Source organism: Methylibium petroleiphilum PM1 (assembly GCF_000015725.1).
GTDB lineage: Bacteria > Pseudomonadota > Gammaproteobacteria > Burkholderiales > Burkholderiaceae_C > Methylibium > Methylibium petroleiphilum.
Genome location: NC_008825.1, coordinates 920,114 through 941,263 on the forward strand (window position 1 = coordinate 920,114; position 21,150 = coordinate 941,263).

15 protein-coding genes are annotated in these 21,150 nt (G+C 69.1%); 11 read left to right on the top strand and 4 right to left on the bottom strand.

Annotated features, from left to right (window positions below):
* Positions 1–9: 9 nt before the first annotated feature.
* Genes pcaF through MPE_RS04395 form a run of 3 tightly spaced genes read right to left on the bottom strand, consistent with a single transcriptional unit; the run spans position 10 to position 3,585 of the window.
* Entirely contained in the window at positions 10–1,215 is a 1,206-nt protein-coding gene (gene pcaF / locus MPE_RS04385) for a 3-oxoadipyl-CoA thiolase (RefSeq protein WP_011828479.1), read from the bottom strand.
* Positions 1,216–1,252: 37 nt separating this feature from the next.
* A complete protein-coding gene (locus MPE_RS04390; RefSeq protein ID WP_011828480.1) occupies positions 1,253–2,797 on the bottom strand; it encodes a 3-hydroxyacyl-CoA dehydrogenase in 1,545 nt (514 codons plus the stop codon).
* Positions 2,794–3,585: an enoyl-CoA hydratase-related protein gene (locus tag MPE_RS04395; RefSeq protein WP_011828481.1), complete on the bottom strand. Its 792-nt coding sequence runs from the start codon at positions 3,583–3,585 to the stop codon at positions 2,794–2,796. The genes MPE_RS04390 and MPE_RS04395 overlap by 4 nt, the downstream gene beginning before the upstream one ends.
* Before the next feature lie 196 nt (positions 3,586–3,781).
* On the opposite strand from MPE_RS04395, the gene MPE_RS04400 reads away from it, so the two are divergent.
* The 10 genes from MPE_RS04400 to MPE_RS04445 all read left to right on the top strand — a co-directional run bounded on the left by MPE_RS04400 (position 3,782) and on the right by MPE_RS04445 (position 17,177).
* Positions 3,782–4,612, top strand: coding sequence for an alpha/beta fold hydrolase (locus MPE_RS04400; protein ID WP_011828482.1), 831 nt, complete (start codon positions 3,782–3,784; stop codon positions 4,610–4,612).
* A gap of 227 nt (positions 4,613–4,839) precedes the next feature.
* On the top strand, positions 4,840–5,688 hold the full coding sequence (locus MPE_RS04405) for a glucose 1-dehydrogenase (RefSeq protein ID WP_011828483.1): 849 nt from the start codon (positions 4,840–4,842) through the stop codon (positions 5,686–5,688).
* A 41-nt stretch (positions 5,689–5,729) separates the two neighbouring features.
* Positions 5,730–6,503, top strand: coding sequence for a glucose 1-dehydrogenase (locus MPE_RS04410; protein WP_011828484.1), 774 nt, complete (start codon positions 5,730–5,732; stop codon positions 6,501–6,503).
* A gap of 193 nt (positions 6,504–6,696) precedes the next feature.
* Positions 6,697–9,114 (top strand): efflux RND transporter permease subunit, encoded by a 2,418-nt coding sequence (locus MPE_RS04415; RefSeq protein ID WP_011828485.1) that lies wholly within the window; start codon positions 6,697–6,699, stop codon positions 9,112–9,114.
* 62 nt (positions 9,115–9,176) lie between these two features.
* Positions 9,177–10,544, top strand: coding sequence for a DUF1329 domain-containing protein (locus tag MPE_RS04420; RefSeq protein WP_011828486.1), 1,368 nt, complete (start codon positions 9,177–9,179; stop codon positions 10,542–10,544).
* A 158-nt stretch (positions 10,545–10,702) separates the two neighbouring features.
* Positions 10,703–11,599: a WD40/YVTN/BNR-like repeat-containing protein gene (locus MPE_RS04425; protein ID WP_237706368.1), complete on the top strand. Its 897-nt coding sequence runs from the start codon at positions 10,703–10,705 to the stop codon at positions 11,597–11,599.
* A gap of 23 nt (positions 11,600–11,622) precedes the next feature.
* Entirely contained in the window at positions 11,623–13,476 is a 1,854-nt protein-coding gene (locus MPE_RS04430; protein WP_011828488.1) for a DUF1302 family protein, read from the top strand.
* Positions 13,477–13,616: 140 nt separating this feature from the next.
* Positions 13,617–14,996, top strand: coding sequence for a DUF1329 domain-containing protein (locus MPE_RS04435; protein WP_011828489.1), 1,380 nt, complete (start codon positions 13,617–13,619; stop codon positions 14,994–14,996).
* A 43-nt stretch (positions 14,997–15,039) separates the two neighbouring features.
* The gene (gene lipP1 / locus MPE_RS04440; RefSeq protein ID WP_011828490.1) at positions 15,040–15,972 is read left to right on the top strand and encodes a LipP1 family hormone-sensitive lipase; all 933 of its coding nucleotides are present in this window, start codon (positions 15,040–15,042) and stop codon (positions 15,970–15,972) included.
* Positions 15,973–16,010: 38 nt separating this feature from the next.
* Positions 16,011–17,177 carry a CaiB/BaiF CoA transferase family protein gene (locus MPE_RS04445; protein ID WP_011828491.1) on the top strand — a complete coding sequence of 389 codons (1,167 nt, stop codon included), beginning with the start codon at positions 16,011–16,013 and terminating at the stop codon, positions 17,175–17,177.
* A 21-nt stretch (positions 17,178–17,198) separates the two neighbouring features.
* On the opposite strand, the gene MPE_RS04450 is transcribed toward MPE_RS04445, so the two are convergent.
* Positions 17,199–20,012, bottom strand: a complete 2,814-nt coding sequence (locus MPE_RS04450) for a winged helix-turn-helix domain-containing protein (RefSeq protein ID WP_237706369.1) — start codon at positions 20,010–20,012, stop codon at positions 17,199–17,201.
* A 349-nt stretch (positions 20,013–20,361) separates the two neighbouring features.
* Between MPE_RS04450 and MPE_RS04455 the strand changes: the two genes are divergently transcribed.
* Entirely contained in the window at positions 20,362–21,135 is a 774-nt protein-coding gene (locus tag MPE_RS04455; protein ID WP_041929530.1) for an enoyl-CoA hydratase/isomerase family protein, read from the top strand.
* Positions 21,136–21,150 lie beyond the last annotated feature (15 nt).

Here is a 21,150-nt window from a genome sequence, read left to right on the forward strand (position 1 = left end):
ACGCCCGGCTCACACCCGCTCCAGCACCACCGCGATGCCCTGGCCGACGCCGATGCACATGGTGCACAGCGCATAGCGTCCGCCGCCGGCGTGCAGTTGGTGCATCGCGGTGGCGATCAGCCGCGCGCCGCTGGCGCCCAGCGGATGGCCGAGCGCGATGGCGCCGCCGTTCGGGTTGACGCGCGCGTCGTCGTCGGCCAGTCCGAGCTGGCGCAGTACCGCCAGGCCCTGAGCCGCGAACGCCTCGTTCAGCTCGATCACGTCCATCTGCGCCAGCGTCAGGCCGGTGAGCTGCAGCACGCGCCGCGTGGCCGGCACCGGGCCGATGCCCATGAGGCGCGGCGCGACGCCGGCGGTGGCCATGCCCACCACGCGTGCGCGCGGCGTGAGGCCGTGCCGGGCCGCGCCTTCCTCGTCGGCCAGCAGCAGCGCGCAGGCGCCGTCGTTGAGGCCCGAGGCATTGCCCGCCGTCACCGTGCCGTCGGGACGCACCACGCCCTTCAGGCGGGCCAGCGCCTCGAGGCGGGTCTCGCGCGGGTGCTCGTCCTTCGCGACGACAAGGGGCTCGCCCTTGCGCTGCGGCACCGTCACCGGCGTGATCTCGGCGTCGAAGAAGCCGCGCTGCTGTGCCGCCACCGCCTTGCGCTGCGAGGCCAGCGCCATGCGGTCCTGCGCCTCGCGCTCGATGCCGAACTCGGCGGCCACGTTCTCGGCCGTCTCCTGCATCGAGTCGGTGCCGTGCAGCGCCTGCATGCACGGATTGACGAACCGCCAGCCCAACGTGGTGTCGTGGATCGCGGCGCTGCGCGACCAGGCGTTGTCGGCCTTGGGCATCACGAACGGCGCACGGCTCATGCTCTCCACGCCACCGGCCAGCATCAGGCGCGCCTCGCCGCTCCGGATGGCGCGTGCGGCGGTGCCCACCGCGTCCATGCCGGAGCCGCACAGGCGGTTGACGGTGCTGCCCGGCACCTCGACCGGCAGCCCGGCCAGCAGCCCGGCCATGCGCGCCACGTTGCGGTTGTCCTCGCCGGCCTGGTTGGCGCAGCCCAGCACCACGTCGTCGACGGCCTGCCAGTCGACGCGCGGGTTGCGGGCCATCAGGGCCGCGAGCGGCACTGCGGCCAGGTCGTCGGCACGCACGCCGGACAGGGCGCCGCCGTAGCGGCCGAACGGAGTGCGCAGTGCATCGCAGAGGTAGGCGTCACGGATCATGATGAGAGGCAGGGGAGGGTTCGTCGATGCCGGGCGCTCAGGGCGCGGTCGCTGCCTGCAGCCAGGCCCGTTCCCGCAGCGCGGGGCTCGCGCGGTAGCGTTCGCCGCGGTAGTGGGTGTCCAGGCGGTCGAGCAGCGCGACCACCTGGCGCGCTTCCCAGTCCGCCAGCCATTCGAACGGGCCGGCCGGGTAGTTGACGCCGAGCTTCATCGCCATGTCGGCGTCCGCCGCGCTGCACACACCCTGCAGCACGGCGTCGGACGCCTCGTTGATCAGCATCGCCAGCGTGCGCGCGACCACCAGGCCCGGCACGTCGCGCAGCCGCTGCGGCTGCCGGCCGGCAGCCTGCAGGCACTGCGCAGCGCTCGCCTGCCAGTCCTCGCTCGCGCCGCCGCTGGCGCTCCAGGCCAGCGCGGTGTCGCCGCCGGCGGACGGCGGGCCGACCGTGCGGTCGAACAGCGCGAGGTCGCGCACCGCGTGCTCGGCGGCCACCTGCGCGGCCAGCCGGCCGTCGGTCTGGCGCAGCTGGGCGCCGTCGAGTTCGAGGCCGTTCCAGGGGCTCTCGGCCACCCGCTCGAAGGCCCGGCCCTCGCGCGCCAGGCCGTCGAGCCATCGCTCGACCAGCGCACCGTGGCCGTGCACCCGACAGCGCGCCGCCTGCGGCAGCGCGGGCGCCGGCGCGGCGGGGTGCGCGGCCGGGTCCGGCGCCGCGCGCTCTGCGTGGTCGTAGAAGCCGCGCCCCGACTTGCGGCCGAGCAGGCCGCCGTCCACCAGCTCGCGCTGCACCAGCGAAGGCCCGTAGCGCCGGTCGCCGAAGTTGGCGTCGTGGACCGAGGCGGTCACCGCGAAGTTGGTGTCGTGACCGATCAGGTCCATCAGCTCGCAGGGCCCCATGCGGAACCCTGCGCCGCGCAGGCAGGCGTCGAGCACAGCCGGCTCGGCCGCACGCTCCTGCAGCAGCGCCAGCGTCTCGGCGTAGTAGGGCCGGGCGATGCGGTTGACGATGAAGCCCGGCGTCGAGCGGGCGTGCACCGGCGTCTTGCGCCAGCGCTCGCTGAGCGCGAACACGGCCTGCGCCACGCTCGGCTCGGTGCGCAGGCCGGAGACCACCTCCACCAGCTTCATCACGGGCACCGGGTTGAAGAAGTGCAGACCGACGCAGCGCCCCGGGTGCCGCAGGTCGCGCGCCAGCGCGGTGATCGAGATCGACGAGGTGTTGGACGCCAGCACGCAGTCGGCGTCGACGATCGCCTCGAGTTGCGCGAACAGCGTGCGCTTGGCCTCGGCCTGCTCGACGATGGCCTCGACCACCAGCCGGGCGCCGGCTGCCGCGTCGATCGACGTGGCCGGGGTGATGCGCGCCAGCGTGGCCTGCGCCGCCTCCGCGCTCAGGCGACCCTTCGCCACGAGCGCGTCCAGGCCGGTGGCGAGCCGGCGCAATGCGGCGAGCGCCGCGCCGTCGCGGGCGTCATGCAGCTGCACCGGGTGCCCGGCCTGCGCCGCCACCTGCGCGATGCCCGCGCCCATGATGCCGGCGCCGATCACGCACACCGGCGATTGCGTGTCGAGTGCGTGCCTCATGCCGGCCCCTTCGCCCACGGCGGCGGGCGCTTCGCGAAGAAGGCGGCAAAGCCTTCGCGCGCCTCGTCGCCCAGGCGCACGCGGCTGATGGTCTGCGCCGTCAGCTCGCGGACCTCGGCCGTGATGGCGCCGACCTCGAGGCGGCCGAACAGCGCCTTGATCTCCGCCTGCGCGCACGGACCGTTCTGCAGCAGCTCGGCCGCGAGCGCGTCGACCGCCGCATCCAGCGCGTCGGGCGCCACCACCTGCTGCACCAGGCCCAGCTCGCGGGCCTCGGCGGCGCCGATCCGTGTGGCCGTCAGCGCCAGCCGCTTCGCCTGGCGCTTGCCGACCGCGTTGGTGAGGTAGGGCCCGATCACCGACGGCAGGATGCCGAAGCGGGCCTCGCTGACGGCGAACTTCGCGTCCTCGCTGGCCACCGCGAGGTCACAGGCGCACACCAGCCCGACGCCGCCGCCCAGCGCCACGCCGTGCACGCGTGCGATGGTGGGTTGCGGACAGGCGGCAACGCGGTCGAGCATCGCCGCGAAGCGGCGCGCGTCGTCCAGGTTCCACTCCGGCGTGGCGGCGCTGGCACGCTGCATCCAGGCCAGGTCGGCGCCGGCCGAGAAGGCCTTGCCCTGGCCGGCCAGCACGATCACGCGCACCTGCGGATCGGCCGCAAGCCGGGCATAGGCGGCGTCCAGCTCGCCGATCATCGCCTCGTCGAAGGCGTTGAACACCTGCGGTCGGGCCATCTCCACGCGCGCCACCCCGGAGGACGTCACGTCGATGCTCAATGTGTTCACGGCGGGTTCCTTTTCGGGTCGCTCGGTCGGTCTCGAAGTGCGGGCGTCCTTCGCGGCGCAGTGTCGCCGCGATCGCCTTCCCGCGTTGGCCGGCCGTGCCGGCGCGGTAGCATGCCTTTCGGTCAGGCGTTGCCGGCGGCATTGTCGAGCGGCCCTGCGCCGGCCGTCGATCCGCGGCCTGACCGGACCCCACGCCGTGAACTCTCCGCCGCCGCCCGCCCATCCCGATGCCGTCCGCGACGGATTCGTGTCGATCGCGTGGCGCGACCGCGAAGTGCGCATCGAGTACCGATGGATCGGGGGTGAACAACGCGCCGCGCCGCTGCTGGTGTTCCTGCACGAAGGCCTGGGCTCGGTGTCGATGTGGCGCGAGTTCCCGCAGCAGCTGTGCCAGGCCATCGGCGTGCGCGGCCTGGTGTACTCGCGGCCCGGCTACGGCCGCTCCACGCCGCGCGCGGCCGACGAGGCCTGGGACGTGGACTTCCTGCACCGCCAGGCCCACGAGGTGCTGCCGGCGCTGTTCGCCGCGCTGGCGATCGACGAGCCGGTGTGGCTGTTCGGGCACAGCGATGGCGGCTCGATCGCGCTGCTGCATGCCGCGCGTTTTCCGGCGTCGGTGGCGGGGCTGGCGGTGCTGGCGCCGCACATCCTCGTCGAGGACATCACGGTCGCGGGCATCGAGCAGACGCGTCGCAGTTTCATGACGACCGAGCTGCCGCAGAAGCTGGCCCGCCACCACGACGACGTCGACTCGGCCTTCTGGGGCTGGAACCGCATCTGGCTGCATCCTTCGTTCCGGTCATGGCGCATCGAGGCCGAGATCGCGGCGATCCGCTGCCCGCTGCTCGCGGTGCAGGGGCAGGACGACGAGTACGGCACGCTGGAGCAGATCCGCGGCATCGCGCGGCGCGTGCCGCAGACGCGCCTGCTGGAGCTGCCGAGGTGCGGCCATTCGCCGCACCGCGACCGGCCCGAGGCGGTGATCGCCGCGGTGGCCGCACTGATGGAGTGCACGCCGGGCGACTGACGCAGCGTGCGCTGTGGGCGCCGGCGGTCGGCGGGTGTCGCGTCCGCGACGCGCGACCCTGGGTTTCCCCGCGGGAGCGGCGCGCGCGAACTACCCCGCCGGGTAGTGACGGTGGGGGAGGGCGCCGCAATCATCCGGCCTCGCCATGTGCTCGCGCTGCGCCGCGAGTCGCGCCCATGCCTCCGGTCGGGCCGATGCCCGCACCGACAAGAACCAGGAGACCCCCCATGACCGACAGCCGCGCCAGCACCCCGGCTCCCATCGACTACGGCAAGGCCTACCGCGTGGACGGCAAGGTCGCGCTGATCAGCGGCGCGGCGCGCGGCCTCGGCGCCGAGATGGCAAGGGCGCTGGCGGGTGCCGGTGCGCGCGTGATGGTCACCGACGTGCTCGAGTCGCAGGGTCGCGAGACGGTGGCCGAGATCCGCGCCGCCGGCGGCCAGGCCGACTTCTTCCGGCTCGACACCACCGACGAGGCGCAGTGGGAGGCCGCGATCGCCGTCACGATCGAGCGGCTCGGCGGCCTGCATGTCCTCGTCAACAACGCGGGTATCGAGCGCCTGCAGTTCATCACCGAGACCACGGTCGAGGAGTTCCGCAAGGTGCAGGACGTCAACGTGACCGGCGTGTTCCTCGGCTGCAAGCACGCGATCCGCGCGATGCGGCCGGGCGGTGCGGCCGGGCAGGGCGGCTCGATCATCAACCTGTCGTCGGTCGCCGGCCTGGTGGGCTGCATCGGACTGAGCAACTACTGCGCGTCCAAGGGCGCGGTGCGGCTGCTGACGAAGTCGGTCGCCGTCGAGTGCGGGCAACTCAAGCTCGGCATCCGCTGCAACTCCATCCACCCCGGCGTGGTGTGGACCGCGATGGGGCGCGATCTGTTCCAGCACTTCGTCGACCTGAAGATCATGCCCGACCTGGCGGCGGCGCAGACCGCCTTCGAGACGGCGATCCCGATGGGCCGCTGCGGCGCGCCCGAGGACGTGGCCTCGGCTGCGCTCTACCTCGCCTCCGATGCCGCGAAGTGGGTGACCGGCGCCGAGTTCGTGGTCGACGGCGGCTACACCGCGGTCTGACGGCGGCGCAGCGCACACGACAACGGACAGGAGATCAGGACATGGGACGTGTGGACAACAAGGTGGCGCTGGTGACCGGTGGTGCCAAGGGCATCGGCCGGGCCAGCGCACTGATGCTGGCGCGCGAAGGTGCCCGCGTGGTGCTGACCGACGTGGAAGAGGCGCAGGGCAGCGCGGTGGCGAAGGAGATCGAGCGCGCCGGCGGCAAGGCGCTGTTCCTCACGCAGGACGTGACCGACGAGAGCCGCTGGGTCGAGGTGGTCGAGAAGGCCCGCGCGCAGTTCGGCGGCCTGAACATCGTCGTCAACAACGCCGGCATCGGCACCGCTGGCAGCGCCGAGGACGAGACGCTGGAGGCCTGGCGCCGCCTGATGTCCGTCAACCTCGACGGCGTCTTCCTCGGCACCAAGCACGCGATCCGGGCGATGAAGAACGGGCCCGGCACGGGCTCGATCATCAACATCTCGTCGATCGAGGGCATCGTCGCCGACCCCAAGCTCGCGTCCTACAACGCCAGCAAGGGCGGCGTGCGCATCTTCTCGAAGTCGGCGGCACTGCATTGCGCGCAGGCGGGCTACCGCATCCGGGTTAACACCATCCATCCGGGCTACATCTGGACGCCGATGGTCGAAGGCTATCTGACCAGCCTCGGCGATGTCGAGGGTGGGCGCCAGGTCATCTCGAAGATGCACCCGATCGGGCGGATGGGTGAGCCCGACGACATCGCCTACGGTGTGCTCTACCTGGGCTCCGACGAGTCCTCGTTCATGACGGGCAGCGAGCTGGTCATCGACGGCGGCTACACCGCGCAATAGCCGCACACCCCCGTGAAAACGCTTGTGGGATGAACGCCGAGACGCTGCAGAAACTACCCGCTCGGGTGGGTCGCCGCGCCCCCCACTGCCTCTCTAATTGCTCGATCGAAAAGCGGGCGGTGGAGGCCCGCATGCATGGTCGGTTCGTAGCGGTTCGACATAAACAACTGAAATCAAGAGACCTGGGTGCCTGATGGAAAAGATTGACCTGCGACGCAAGCTGGCGCGATTTGCACTGGGGAACCGGTGGGCGATCCTGGTGGTGATGGGGCTGATCACGGCGTTCTTTGCGGTGGGCCTGGTGCGCGTGGACGTGAAGACCATCTTCTCGGACCTGTTCCCGAAGAACCACCCCTTCGTGCAGGTCTACAAGGACCACCCCAACTTCGGCAATCCGCTGACCGTCACGCTGATGATCAAGCGTGTCGATGGCAAGGACGTGTTCCAGGCCGACACGCTCGAGAAGATCTGGCGCATCTCGCGCGACATCGACCTCACGCCCGGGGTCGACCACGACCAGATCCTCTCCATCGCCACCTCCAAGGCGCGCTACACCGTCATCACCCCCGACGGCATCTTCTCGCAGCCCATCATGGACGACGAGCTGCCCAAGACGGCAGAGCAGCTCGCCGAGATCCGCCGCCGCGTCGACGAATCCCCCGGAGCCAACACCTTCCTCGTGTCCTCCGACGGCACCGCCACCATCGTCAACGCCACCTTCATCGAACAATCCGTCGACTACGGCAAGGTCTTCGACGCCGTCCAGGCCATCGTCAAGAACGAGACCGACGCTGCGCACGAGATCCACGCGGCCGGCTTCCCCGTCATGACCGGGTGGATCTACGCCTTCGGCGACAACACCCTCGAGATCTTCGCGATCACCCTGATCCTGATGTTCGGCGTGCTCGCCTTCCACATGCGCAACGTCGCCGGCATCCTCGTGCCCGTGCTCGTCAGCGCCGTCTCGGCCATCTGGGGCTTCGGCCTCGTCGGCTGGCTCGGCCTGCCCGTCGAGCCCCTGCTCATGGTCGTGCCGCTGCTGCTCATCGCCCGCTGCTTCAGCCACTGCGTGCAAGCCACCGAGCGCTACTTCGAACTCCTGCACGACGGCCACCCCAAGGACAAGGCCGCCGAACTCTCCCTCGTCTCCCTCGTCTACCCCGGCACCCTGGGCATCTTCACCGACGTGTGCGGCCTGCTCCTCGTCGCCCTCGCGCCCATCCCGGCCATGGAGCGCTTCGCCCTCTTCACCGGCCTGTGGGCGCTCAACCTCGTCCCCTGCAGCGTCTTCCTCACCCCCATCCTGCTCAGCCTCATGCCGAGGCCGAACAACATCGAGCACCTGCTCGGCAACGACCAGCACAGCGGCCCCGTCCAGCGCGGCATCCAGGGCACGCTCGGCGGCTTCGCTGCCCTCTCCACCGGACGCAACGCCCGCTACACCGGCATCGTCTTCATCGTCCTCGGCATCGTCGCCGTCTTCCTCATGCTGCGCGTGCAGGTCGGCAACCCCGTCGAAGGCACCAACCTGCTGCGCTACGACTCCAAGTTCAACCTCGCCGTGCGCGAGATCAACCAGCACTTCCCCGGCTCCATGACCATGGAAGTCGTGTTCGAAGGCAAGGGCAACGCCCGCATCGTGCGCCAGAGCGACACCCTCACCACGATGCGCGACCTCCAGCACTGCCTGGAGAGCAGCCCCAACCCGCCCACGGCCACCCTGTCCTTCGCCGACCTCGCGCCCGAAGCCAACCGCGTCTTCAGCGGCGGCAACCCCAAGTGGTCGCCGCTCGACAACGACGACGCCTCCGCCTCGGCCGCCGTCACCGGCCTCATGGCCGGCACCAACGCCAAGGCCTTCCTGCACGTCACCGACTTCGAACAGAAGAACGGCACCGTCTCGCTCTGGTACTCCAACAACAAGCAAGAGACGGTGGACACCGCGCTGGCCCAGGCCCGTGCCTGCGTCGAGAAAGTCGGCCCCGAGCACCCCACCTTCACCATCCGGCTGGCCTCCGGGGCGATCGCGCTGCAGCAATCCATCAACGACACCGTGGTGCGCTACGAAAGCCGCATCCTGCTGGCCTTGAACCTCGTCATCCTGATCGGCTGCTCGCTCGCCTACCGCTCCATCGTCGCGGGCCTGCTGCTGCTCATCCCGGTGAACCTGGCCAACGCCATGCTCACCGCCTCCATGTCGCTCGCTGGCGTCGGCCTGGACGTCAACTCGCTGCCCATCCTGGCCATCGGCATCGGGGTCGGCATCGACTACGGCATCTACCTCATGACGCGCATCTGCGAGGAATACCAGGTCGCCAACAAGGACCTGGGCGTGGCGATCCGGGTGGCGCTCAAGACCTGCGGCAAGGCCATCTTCTTCACCGCCTCGCTGATGACGATCGGGCTGGCGCCGTGGTACTTCCTGTCGGAGCTCAAGTTCCTCTCCGACACCGGGCTGCTGCTGGTGATCCTGATGCTCATCAACATGGTGCTGGCGCTGGTGCTGCTGCCGCTGCTCATCTACCTGATCAAGCCCAAGTTCCTCGACAGCGACATGTCGGCCCTGTCCGAATCCCTGGAGAAGAAGCCTCAGACGGCGGTGCCTGCCTGAGCCCTGTGAGTGCGCCCCCTGCTGGGGTCTGCGAATTGTCGACAACGAAGTAGGAGACAGCCATGCATATCAGAAAGTACGACCACGACTACAGCCGCCGCTTCTTCATGGAGCAGGCCGCCAAGGGCATTGCCACGGCGGGTGTGCTGGGGCCGCTGTGGCCGATGATCGCGAACTCCGCGGACATCACCAAGGCCTACCCGGACGAGCTGATGTCGATCGACGCCTGGTCCAAGGGCAAGATCAAGACCGGTGACTTCATCACCGCCGAGAACGTCGAGATCGTCAAGGAATTGCTCGACCCCGTCGCGTATCACCACATCAAGACAATGGGTCGCAAGATCCGGATCGTGCCGACCACCCGCGACATCACGCGCATGTTCCCGGCCGAGTACCTCGAGGCAACGCTGCGCAACCAGGGTAAGGCCAAGCTCGACGCGAATAGCAACGTCGTCAGTTCCGACGGCAAACCGTGGATCGGCGGCAACCCGTTCCCGGACGCCAAGACCGGCCTCGAAGTGGCCGCCAACCTCACGATGTGCTGGGGCCGCAAAGACAACTCGCTCACTGCGATCCGCGACTGGGAGGTCGCGCCAGATGGGTCGATGAGCTACCAGTACGACTTCGCCTGGGTCGAGCAGAACACCACGGCGCGTGCCGACGGCAAGGTCTTGCCGGGCGGCGACGAACTGCTGCGCTACAACGCTGTTTACTTCACCGGTCCGTCGGACGTCAAGGGCACCAGCTACCTGAACACCTGGTACTACGATCAGCGCAAGTTCCCCGAGCTCGTCGGCTACCTGCCGGCCTTCAAGCGCGTGCGCAAGTTCCCGACCAACCAGCGCTTCGAACCGCTGGTGCCCGGGATGAATCTCTACCTGTCGGACGCCTGGGCGGCGGGCGACCCGATGCTGACTTGGGGCAACTACAAGATCGTCGGGCGCGGCCCGATGCTCGGTGCGCAGTCGCAGACCTGGTACGGCGACCGTCCGAACTGGGAGCGTCCGGTGCAAGGCGGCCCGAAGAACCAAACCTTCTTCGAGACGCAGATGGAGCTGTGTCCCGATGTCGTGATCTTCGAGGCCGAGCCGACCGGCTACCCGCGCGCCCCGGTGGGCAAGAAGCGGGTGTGGGTCGACGTGCGCAACCAGATGTATGTCGCCTACATCACCTACGACCGGCGCGGCGAGATCTTCAAGTCCTTCGAGCCGCAATACAGCTTCCTGGAAAAGGGTGACAAGAAGCTTATGGACGGAAAGAGCACGGCTTGGCACTGGACCGCGGTGCAGTGCTACAACTTCCAAGACGGGCGGATGACACGCTTCCAGCCCGTCACGTCGATCGCCGGCGGTATGTCCACGGCCTTCAACATCGACGGTCTCTACGAGAAGTACATGACCCAGCAGGCGCTGCAGCGCATGGGGACCTGAGTATGGCTGCGCGTCATCTAGACGAGCGGAGGCGCGTCGCTCGCAGCGGCCGACTGCAGTCTGCCCCGCTGCTGGCCCGGCTAGCGGTAGTGTTCGTTCTCTGCGGCGGACCTGCCTCTACACCGGCTCAATCCGCTGGCGCCGTCCCGGGGGTGCCGGTGGCGGCGACCTTCAAGCAGATCCGTCATGGCACGCACCATGACGCGCTGTACGACGTGGCGTTCGAGGGTGAGCGCGGCATCGCGGTGGGGGCGTTCGGCAACGTGCTCGTGACGGCCGACGGCGGGGCGACCTGGCAGGTACAGCCCTTCCCGATGAAGCACCTGGCCTTGATGGCCGTGGCCATGCGCGAAGGCAAGTGCATCGCCGTCGGACAGACCGGGCTGGTGTACTCCGCGGCGGACTGCAAGACCTGGAAGGCCTCGCCCTCCATGACCAAGTCGCGCCTGCTCGCCGTCGGCGTCAATCGCCAGGGCGTGGCCTACGCGGTGGGCGCGTTCGGGACCATCCTCAAGTCCAGCGACTGGGGCCAGTCCTGGGCGGTGCAGACGGTCGACTGGAGCACCATCACCGAGGACGGTGCGGAGCCCCACCTGTACGACATCCACGTTGCCGACGATGGCACCGTCACTGCGGTCGGCGAATTCGAACTCGTCATGCGCAGCAGCGACGGCAAGCAGTGGAAGGCCCTGCACAAGGGCGAACGCTCCCTGTTCGGCCTGTCCGTCGTCGAGGGCGGCACCAAGATGTACGCCACCGGCCAGAGCGGCGCGCTGCTCAGCAGCGCCGACGGCGGCGCCACCTGGGTGTCGCACAAGACCGGCACCGGCGCCATCCTCACCGGCGTGCACGCCACGCCCAAGGGCGAAGTGCTCGCCAGCGGCATCAACGCCGTGGTGCTCAGCCGCGACGGCGGGGCCTCCTGGAGCCCGCTGAACTCCAAGCTCGTGCGCAACGCCTGGTACCAGGCCCTCGCAGCCAGCGAAGGCCCGGGCGGCAAGCGACGCGTGGTGGCGGTAGGAGCGGGTGGGTCGATTCTCGAACTTGATTTTTGAACCTACAACGAGGAGACAACAGCGTGAAGAAGATTCGTACAGAAATCTCTCAGCGGCACGCCATCGCAGCAGCTACGTTGGTCGCGCTGTGTGGGTCGGCCCAAGCGGCCGACTGGGAAGTTTCCGGCATGATCCGGCAGGAGTTGGCGGTAAAGACCACCGACGATCAGAACAACACCAATCAGTACGGCAATGCCCAGAACGGTGTGCCCTACACGAATACCAGCTTGGTGACTGGTGGTGTTGTTCCCACTCTGACCCGTCCTGGCGCCTTCAAGAAGGACGCCGACGTCAATTGGTTCGCGACGCGGCTCGAACTCAACTTCGACGGCAAGCTCAGCGAATCGATGAAGGCCACGATCAAGCTGCGCGGCATCCTCGATGAAACCCGGGTCGTCGACGACGCCTATGGCACCCGCACGGCGGGGGGCGTCAACACCGGCTCCGGGAACCTCTTGGCTGGCAGCAGCTTCCGTCAGCAGTTCGGCGGCACCGCCGGCGGCCCGCTGGCCTACGCCAACGACCGCGCGCTGATCGACCTGCCGGCCTTCTACATCGACTACAACAACGGCCCGCTGTGGCTGCGCGCGGGAAACCAGCAGATCGCCTGGGGCGAGGCGCTGTTCTTCCGCGTGGCCGACCAGCCCAACGGCCTGGACCTGCGGGGCCACCTGTTCGGCGTCGCTGCCGAGGAGTACTCCGATACCCGCCGCTCCGCGCTCGGCCTGCGGATGAACTACCGCGTCAACGAGGAGACGGACGTCGACGGTTTCATCCAGCGCTTCGCGCCGTCGCTGTTGCCCAACGGGGAAACGGCCTACAACGTCATCCAGGATCAGTTCACCGTCGACCAGAAGCCCGGCTACGACCATGTCAAGAACAAGTGGAACGTCGGCTTCCGGGTGAAGGGCGAGGCCGGCGGCTTCGGCTACCAGGCCTTCGCGATCAACCGCACCAACCCCGACGGCGTCTTCAAGTGGTCGGCCGCCAAGGGCGACGGTGTGCTGCCCGGCACCGCCTTTGCCATTAATCCAACCGGCGTCTACAACGCCGCCGATTGGTTCAAATCGGCGGCTAACTCGCGCTTGGACGGCATCGAGGGCGTCGCGACCTCATTGAACTTCATCACCGCCGCGGGCGATCCCTACGGGCTTGTCGGCTTGGCCACGGCTTGTGGCGCCGAACGTGCGGTCTACGGGGACTTCAGACTCGGCAACAGTGCGGCAGCGTCATGTATCCTGGATACCTTTTTCACGCCGGGGGTGGCTGGACCGCTGCGTGGCTGGCTGAGCCGCGAGTACAAGCGCGAGACGGTGTTCGGTGGCGGCATCAACCGCGTGTTCGAGGGCGAACCCGCCTCGCTGCTCGACCAGCTGATCGGGCGCTTCGAGTTCTCGTACACGCCCAACAAGCACTTCACCAACCCGACGCTGGGTGACTACATCAAGAAGGACGAGTACCAGTTCGCGCTCATCCTCGAGAAGTACCACAAGTTCACCAGCGCCTTCCCGGCGACCTACTTCGTGGCGCAGTGGCTGCACAAGTCCAGGAGCGACCTGTTCGGGCGCTACCTGGGTGGCGTGGACAACCAGCCGGGGTCGGCGCCGAACGGGCAGTCGGGCGGCTTCAACGCGCTGGCGCTGGCGCTGCAGCAGGCCTCGCCGACGCTGGAGTACCGCTTCGACTTTTCGATCCTGACCGACACCAAGGGCGGCTGGTACATGCAGCCGGGCGTGAAGTGGAAGCCCACCAAGTCGATCCAGGCGGACCTCTACCTCAACGCCGTGTACTCCCAGAACAAGGGCGAGTACCGCGACTTCGTCGACGGCCTGCAGCACAACAACGAAATCTTCGCCCGCGTGGCTTATCAGTTCTGAGTGGTCGTCATGGTGTGCGTCGAACCGGCCGCCCGGCGGGCCGGTTTCGACGACGACACGCACCGGCCGCTCGCGCAGCCGGTGCTTTTTTCTTTGTGCCATCGCCTTCGCGCCGGGGCGATGGCCTGAACAGGTCATTCATGGCGCACCTCCTGCGTTTCGACCGCGACTACAGCCGCCGCGCCTTCCTCGACGCCACCGGCAAGGGACTGCTGCGCGCCGGCGTGTTCGGGTCGGCCTGGGCGGCCTTCCTGCGCACCGGCTCGGTCGCAGCGGCGTATCCGGACGAGTTGCTGTCGATCGAGGTCTACACGAAGGGGCGGCTCAAGCCCGGTGACGTGATCGACGCGGGCAACGTGGAACTGGTGAAGGACCTGCTCGACCCGGTCCGCTACCGGCAGATCGCCACGATGGGTCGCAAGCTGCTGCTCGCGCCGACCACCACCGACCTGAGCCACCTGAACCCGCTGCCTTACCTGGAGGCCACGGCGCGCAACCGCGGCAAGGCGCGCTTCGATGCCACCGGCAACATCGTCACCACCGAAGGCAAGCCCTGGATCGGCGGCAATCCGTTTCCGGAGCCCACGTCGGCGCTGGAGATGTTCGCCGCCCACACGCTGAGCTGGGGCCGGCACGACGTGTCGGTCTATGCCAGCAAGGAATACGACCTCGACCCCGCGGGCAATCTGCAGTACCAGTACTCGTCGGTGTGGGCCGAGATGTCCACGGTAGCGCGCACCGTCATCGATCCCAAGCCCTACTGGGCCGGTGAAGCGGACAAGCTGCGCTACCAGTCGGTGCTGTTCACCGAGCCGGCCGATGCGCGTGGCACCATCTTCCTCAACATCTGGGCCTACGACCAGAACCAGTTCCCGCAGCTCTACGGCTACCTGCCGGCCTTCAAGCGGGTGCGCAGTTTCCCGACCAATCAGCGCTTCGAGCCGCTGGTGGCCGGCGCCGAGCTCTACCTGTCGGACGCCTGGGCGGCCGGCGATCCGTTCCTGACCTGGGGCAACTATCAGGTCGTGCACCGTGGGCCGCACCTCGCAGCGGTCTCGCGCGGATGGACGTCGACCCATCCGAACTGGGAGCACACCACCCATGGCGGCCCGAAGGGCAACCTGTTCTGGGACCACGCGGTCGAACTGGTGCCCGAGGTGATCGTCATCGAGGCCGAGCCGGTGCGTTACCCGCGCGCGCCGGTCGGGCGCAAGCGCGTGTGGTTCGACGCGCGCACGCTGGTGCCGTTCCAGATGGTGTCCTACGACCGTCGCGGCGAACTGTTCCGCCACTTCGACGCGTCCTTCGCGTACTACGACGACGGCAAGGCGCGCGTGATGGACGGCAAGGAGCCCTACTGGTCCTGGGCCACCGTGCATGCCTTCAACGTGCAGACCAACCGCATGACCCGCATCGAGCAGGTGCGCGAGGTGCCGGGCGGCCACTCGATGCGCGTCAACGACCCCAGCGTCTACGACAAGTACCTGACCACTTCCGCGATGCAGCGGCTGGGCAACTGAAGCCCGGTCTCTGCGCTTCTTCACCACCCCCAAGGAGACGACGATGTCACTGGACCCGCAAGTACAAGGATTGCTCGATGCGTTCAAGGCGCAGGGCCTGAAGAGCTTCGAGCAGATGACGGTGCCCGAATCCCGCGAGACTGCCATGGCCTTCGTCGGCCTGGAAGGCGACGAGGAGGCGGTAGCCGATGTGTCGAATCACCGTGTGCCGGTGAAGGGCGGCGACATCGCCGTGCGCATCTACCGGCCAGCGGGCAACGCACCGCACCCGATGCTGGTTTACTTCCACGGCGGCGGCTTCGTGTTCGGCAACCTGGATCTGGTCGACAAGGTCGCCCGCTCGCTGTGCAACGCGTCCAATGCGGCGGTGGTCTCGGTCGACTACCGCAAGGCACCCGAGCACCCCTATCCCACGGCGCCGGAGGATGCCTACGCCGGCCTGGTGTGGGCGCGCGAGAACGCCGCGAAGCTGGGGCTCGATCCGGCCCGCATCGCGGTGGCCGGCGACAGCGCCGGTGGCAACCTCGCGGCGGTCGTGTCGCAGATGGCACGTGACCGCAAGGGCCCGAAGATCGCCCACCAGGTGCTGGTCTACCCGGTCACCGACGCGGCGGGCGACTACCCCTCGCGCAAGGAAAACGCCGAAGGCTACCTGCTGACCCAGGGTGCGATGAACTGGTTCTTCGGCCATTACCTGACGAGTCCCGGCCTGGCGAGCGACGCCTATGTCTCGCCGATCAAGGGGGATCTCAAGGGCCTGCCCGCCGCCACCGTGATCACCGCCGGCTACGACCCGCTGCGCGACGAGGGCGATGCCTACGCCAAGGCGCTGGCGAAGGCCGGTGTGGCGGTCGACCACGTGCCCAACCCGACGATGATCCACGGCTTCTTCTGGATGAAGGGCGTGATCGGCCACACGCAGAGCATCTACGACCGCGTCGGCAGGAACCTGAAGGCCGCGTTCGGGACCGCCTGAATGCCGCCGGTTTCGACGCGCAGCTGAGGAGGGCGGTCATGCCGGCAACGGGCCCGGGCCCCGGTCCGTTGCGCGGCGTGCGCGTGGTCGAGTTCGCTGCCATGGGGCCGGCGCCGTTCTGCGGCATGCTGCTGGCCGACCTGGGCGCCGACGTGCTGCGCATCGACCGGCCCGGCGGCGGCCCGCAGGCGGCGCTGTTCGATCCCGCCCGCGACGTGCTTCAGCGCGGCCGCAACGCCGTGGCGCTCGACCTCGCGCAGGCCGATGGCCGCGCGGCGGCCTTGCGCCTGGTCGGCACGGCCGAGGTGCTGATCGAGGGCTTCCGGCCCGGCGTGATGGAGCGTCTGGGTCTGGGCCCCGAACCCTGCCTGGCGCACAACCCGCGGCTGGTCTACGGCCGTATGACCGGCTGGGGCCAGGACGGCCCGCTCGCACACACGGCGGGCCACGACCTGAACTACCTCGCGCTGTCGGGGGCCTTGCACGCCATCGGTCGATCCGAAGGCGGCCCTGTGCCGCCGCTCAACCTGGTGGCCGACTTCGGTGGCGGCGCCATGCTGCTCGCGGTGGGCGTGCTGGCTGCGGTGCTGCATGCCCGCCAGACCGGCGAAGGCCAGGTGGTCGACGCCGCGATGACCGATGGCTGCGCGCTGTTGCAGGCGATGAACCTGACCTTCCAGGCGATGGGGCAATGGGAGGATCGGCGGCAGAGCAACCTGATCGATGGCGCCGCACCCTTCTACGACACCTATGCGTGCGCCGACGGTGGCTACATGGCGGTGGCTGCGCTCGAGGAACGCTTCTACCGCCAGTTCCTCGACCGCACCGGTCTGGCCGGCGTGGGGCTCATGCAGAGCCAGCACGACCGCACGCTCTGGCCGCTGCAGAAGCAGCGCATCTCCGAGGTGCTGCGAACTCGCACGCGCGACGATTGGACACGGGTGTTCGAGGGCAGCGATGCCTGCGTCACGCCGGTGCTCACGCTGGGCGAGGCACCGCGCCATCCGCACCACCGGGCGCGCGGCAGCTTCGTCACGGTCGATGGCCAGGTGCAGCCCGGCCCGGCGCCGCGCTTCTCGCGCACGCCCACGGTGGGCGCGCGCTCGCTCCCGGCCACGCACGACGGGGGGCAGGCGCTGGCGGACTGGGGCTGGTCTCGGGAGGACATTGCGCGGCTCGCGGCCAGCGGCGCGATGGCCGCCTGAGCGCTGACCGGCGCCACTCGCTCAGGACACCAGCCGCAAGGTCCGCGCCGCGTTGATCGCCTGCACGCGACCGCTGACGCCGAGCTTGGAGTAGATGTTCTTCAGGTGGAACTTGACGGTGTTCTCGGAGACGAACAGCCGCGAGGCGATCTCCTTGTTGGCCACGCCGTTGGCCAGGAACTGCAGCATCTCCTTCTCGCGCTCCGACAGCGGGTCGGTGAGGTGATGGCGGCCGCGCGGCTGGCCGAGGTCGGTGCCCGATGCGGCCAGCAGCAGCTCGATGAAGTCGCGGTCCGGGTCCGCCGGCGCCTGGCCATCGGCGGCGGACTGCAGGAAGTGCTGGTACTCCTCGCGCAGCATCGACACGATCGCGCGGCCCTCGTCGAGGAAGCAACGCACGTAGCGGCCCGGCCGCGCCAGCTGCAGCGCCTTGCGCAGGCTGCGATGGGCGCCGTTGGGCGAGCCCTTGTCGTGGAGCATCAGGGCTTCGAACACGTACAGCCGGATGTCGCGGTAGACGCGTCCGGTCTGGCGCGCACGCTCGCGCGCGATCAACTGCGAGGCCAGCGCGTGGTCGTGGTGGGCGATGGCGAGGCGGATGCGACCGAAGGCTTCGCCCTCCATGTCGTCGGCCATGTAGATCCACTGCGGGTTCAGCGGCGGACAGACCGGTGCGATGCGCTTGGCCAGTGCCGTGGCGCGGTCGAGCTCACCGGCCAGCACCGCGCGGCGCACGCGCTCCCAGTCGGCCAGCGAAACCAGCCGGTCGAGATGGCTGTCGTGGCCCATGCGCTCGAGCTCTTCGAGCACTTCCTGCGCCTCGGCCGAGCGACCTCGGGCGTCGTGCATGCGCGAGATCGACACATAGGCCAGCGCGATGAAATCGAGCGTGACGCACTCGGAAATGCCGCGCTGGAACTGCGCGCACAGCGGCTCCAGCGCCGCCAGGTCGTTGGCCTCGTAGAGCGCCCAGATCTGCGCGGCGGCCATCACCGCCGGCGCGAACGACTTGTCGAGCGGTGCGTGCTGCGCCAGCATGTCGGCGCGGTAGCGCTCGATCGCCTCGTTCAGCTTGCCCTGCACGATCAGGCGCGCGCCGCTGACGGCCGTGGTGTAGCCCATCACGAAGGAGCCTGCGCCGCGTTCGCTGTGCGCGCGAGCCAGCATCAGCGACTTGCGTGCGCCCTCGAAGTCGCCGGCGGCGATGCGGCCGAAGCTCAGCACGTTGCACGCGGCGCCGAGCTCGAAGGCCGGGAAGCCGCTGACCTCCTGCTGGAGCACCTCGGGGCGATCGATGATGTCGAGTGCCGCGTGCAGGTCGTCCTCGAACAGCAGGCGGGCCATCGCCCGGCACAGGTCGGGACTGGTGGTCTGCAGGATGTCGCCGCAGCCGGCGTGCTGGTTCATCAGGTCCACCAGCGGCCGCAGCTTGGCGCGCCGGCGCAGGAACATCAGCGAGTAGGCCGCCTTGATCGCCAGCACCGGGCGGTTCGCCACGTGGTCGAACGGCAGCCGGTCATACCAGCGCTCGAGCGTGATCAGCTCGGCGTTGGAGATCAGCCGCGAAGACCACTCGCTCAGGATCGCTGCGGCGAGCGAGAAATTGCGGCAGGACAGCGCGTGGTAGATCGCCTCCTCGGGCAGGTGCTGCGCCAGGTACCAGCGCGCCGCGCGCTCGTGCACGCTGACCACCTCGAGTTCGGAGCTGCGGTGCAGGCTGTCGGCGAGGAAGCTCGAGAACAGGCCGTGGTACTTGAACCAGCGGTTGTCGGAGTCGAGCGCACGGACGAACAGGCCGGAGCGCTCGAGCTGCTCCAGGATGTCCTGCGCGTCGTCGAAGCCGGTCACGGCCGCGCACAGCGGCGCCGACAGGCGCCGCAGCAGCGAGGTCTTGAACAGGAACTCCTGGATGCGCGGCGACTGCAGCGTGACCACGTTGTCGGTCAGGTACTCGGCCAGCTCGCGCGGGCCATGGTCCTCGGGATCGACCAGCGAGGTGCGCACCTCCGGGCTGCCGAGGCCGAGACGGAACAGCTGCAGGCCGGCCGGCCAGCCCTCGGTGCGCCGGTAGATCGCGCCCACTTCCTCGGCGCTGACCCGCAGGTCCTTCGACTCGGCGAAGAACTGCGTCACTTCGCCGGGCGTGAAGCGCAGGTCGTCGGCGCGCAGCACCGTCGCCATGCGGTTGACCAGCAGCGTCGCCAGCCCGATCTCCGGCAGCGAGCGCGAACCGATGAAGACGTGCGCATGGGCCGGCAGGCGCGACAGCAGGAAGCGGAAGAAGCGCAGGATGGCGTCGTTGCGCAGCGCCTGGAATTCGTCGAGGAAGATCGACGCGTGGGTCTCCATGCCCGACAGGCTGTCGAGCATCCAGTTCGCCAGGTCGGGTGGCGCGTCCCCGACCCAGGCCGCGTCGGCCTCCGGATGCGCGGCGCCGCCGCGCATCAGCCCCACCAACGCGCGCATGTGCGACTCGAAGCGGCGCGGGTCGTTGTCGGCGTCGTCGAGCGTGAGCCAGGCGGTGCGCCAGCCGCGCGCCTCGTGCGCGGTCTTGATCTGCTGCAGCGTGGTCGACTTGCCATGCCCGGCCGGGCCCTGCAGCACCGTGACGCGCAGGCTGTTGTCCTGCAGCACGCGGTCGAGGATGACGCGGCGACGCACGGCGCCGGGGTAGATCGGCGGGGCGAACAGCTTGTGGGTGCTGACCTCCATCGACGCCGGCGAAGGGCCGGACGAAGGCTTCTCCGTGCCCGGTGGCGCCGCGACCACCGGGGCGGGGATGTCGGCGGGCTTCGAACGGCGGAGGCCGGCGTCGGAGTGACCGGTTTTCGACATGGGCGACAGTGCCGGGCGGGCCGGCAGAGGGATACAACGAGGTGGATTGTTCGGTCCGACCCGGTACGAGCGCCAGCGGACTTCTACCGAGAGCCAGGGTAAACGCGAGACCGAATTGCCGGGGCCATGGGTCCGTGGGGCGCGTCACGCACCGAAACGACACAACTACCCTTCCGGGTGGGAGTGCGAAGGACCTTCCAGCGTCCAATTCCTGCAGGCGGCCGATGCCCTTGCAGAGGCCACCGCGTGGAGGGCAAGCAAGCCCCTGCGTCGCGGGCCCGACATCGGGCCCGATCGCGGATCGACGATGGATGCGTATGTCGGCTCAGTTTCTTCCCGTTCAACCCTCATGAAGGGCCTGCTCGTCAGCCGCGACGGGGGTCTGGTGCGTCTGCGCCTCGACCGACCGGAGGCGCTCAATGCGCTCGATGTCGATCTGGCCCAGGCGCTGCTCGCCGCCTGCCGTGATCTCGCCGACGACGCGTCGGTGCGTGCCGTGCTGCTCAGCGGTTCGGGCCGCGCCTTCGCCGCTGGCGGTGATCTCTCGCAGATGCGCGCCGCGCCGGTGGCGGCGGCCGACAGCCTGATCACGCCGATGCACCAGGCGCTGCGTCTGTTGGGGAGCATCGATGCGCCGGTGCTGGTCGCGCTGCATGGCGCAGTGGCCGGCGCCGGCCTCAGCCTGGCGGCCGCGGCCGATCTGGCCATCGCCGCCGAGGGCACGAAGTTCAACCTGGCCTACATCAACATCGCGACCAGTTGCGACCTCGGCGCCTCGTGGTCGCTGCCGCGACTGGTGGGCTTGCGCCGCGCGCTCGAGATCGCGCTGCTGGGCGAAAGTTTCGATGCGCGCAAGGCGCTGGAGATCGGGCTCGTCAACCGCGTGGTCGCCGCCGACGCGCTGGAGGCCGAGGCCGAGGCGCTGGCGCAGCGGCTGGCACGCGGCCCGACGCTCGCTTATGGCCACATGCGCCGTCTGATGCGCGCCAGCTTCGAGCGAAGTTTCACCGAGCAGCTCGATGCCGAGCGCGATGCCTTTCTCGCCAGCGCCGCGACCGCCGATTTCGGCGAAGGCCTGGCGGCCTTCTTCGATCGGCGTCCGGCCCGTTTCCAGGGCCACTGAGCGCCGCTCTTGTTC

Bases quoted from the DNA above. Each gene is read 5' to 3' on its own strand.
- pcaF (WP_011828479.1), bottom strand. From the start codon at position 1,215: ATGATCCGTGACGCCTACCTCTGCGATGCACTGCGCACTCCGTTCGGC.
- MPE_RS04390 (WP_011828480.1), bottom strand. From the start codon at position 2,797: ATGAGGCACGCACTCGACACGCAATCGCCGGTGTGCGTGATCGGCGCC.
- MPE_RS04405 (WP_011828483.1), top strand. From the start codon at position 4,840: ATGACCGACAGCCGCGCCAGCACCCCGGCTCCCATCGACTACGGCAAG.
- MPE_RS04410 (WP_011828484.1), top strand. From the start codon at position 5,730: ATGGGACGTGTGGACAACAAGGTGGCGCTGGTGACCGGTGGTGCCAAG.
- MPE_RS04415 (WP_011828485.1), top strand. From the start codon at position 6,697: ATGGAAAAGATTGACCTGCGACGCAAGCTGGCGCGATTTGCACTGGGG.
- MPE_RS04420 (WP_011828486.1), top strand. From the start codon at position 9,177: ATGCATATCAGAAAGTACGACCACGACTACAGCCGCCGCTTCTTCATG.
- MPE_RS04435 (WP_011828489.1), top strand. From the start codon at position 13,617: ATGGCGCACCTCCTGCGTTTCGACCGCGACTACAGCCGCCGCGCCTTC.
- lipP1 (WP_011828490.1), top strand. From the start codon at position 15,040: ATGTCACTGGACCCGCAAGTACAAGGATTGCTCGATGCGTTCAAGGCG.
- MPE_RS04445 (WP_011828491.1), top strand. From the start codon at position 16,011: ATGCCGGCAACGGGCCCGGGCCCCGGTCCGTTGCGCGGCGTGCGCGTG.
- MPE_RS04450 (WP_237706369.1), bottom strand. From the start codon at position 20,012: ATGTCGAAAACCGGTCACTCCGACGCCGGCCTCCGCCGTTCGAAGCCC.
- MPE_RS04455 (WP_041929530.1), top strand. From the start codon at position 20,362: ATGAAGGGCCTGCTCGTCAGCCGCGACGGGGGTCTGGTGCGTCTGCGC.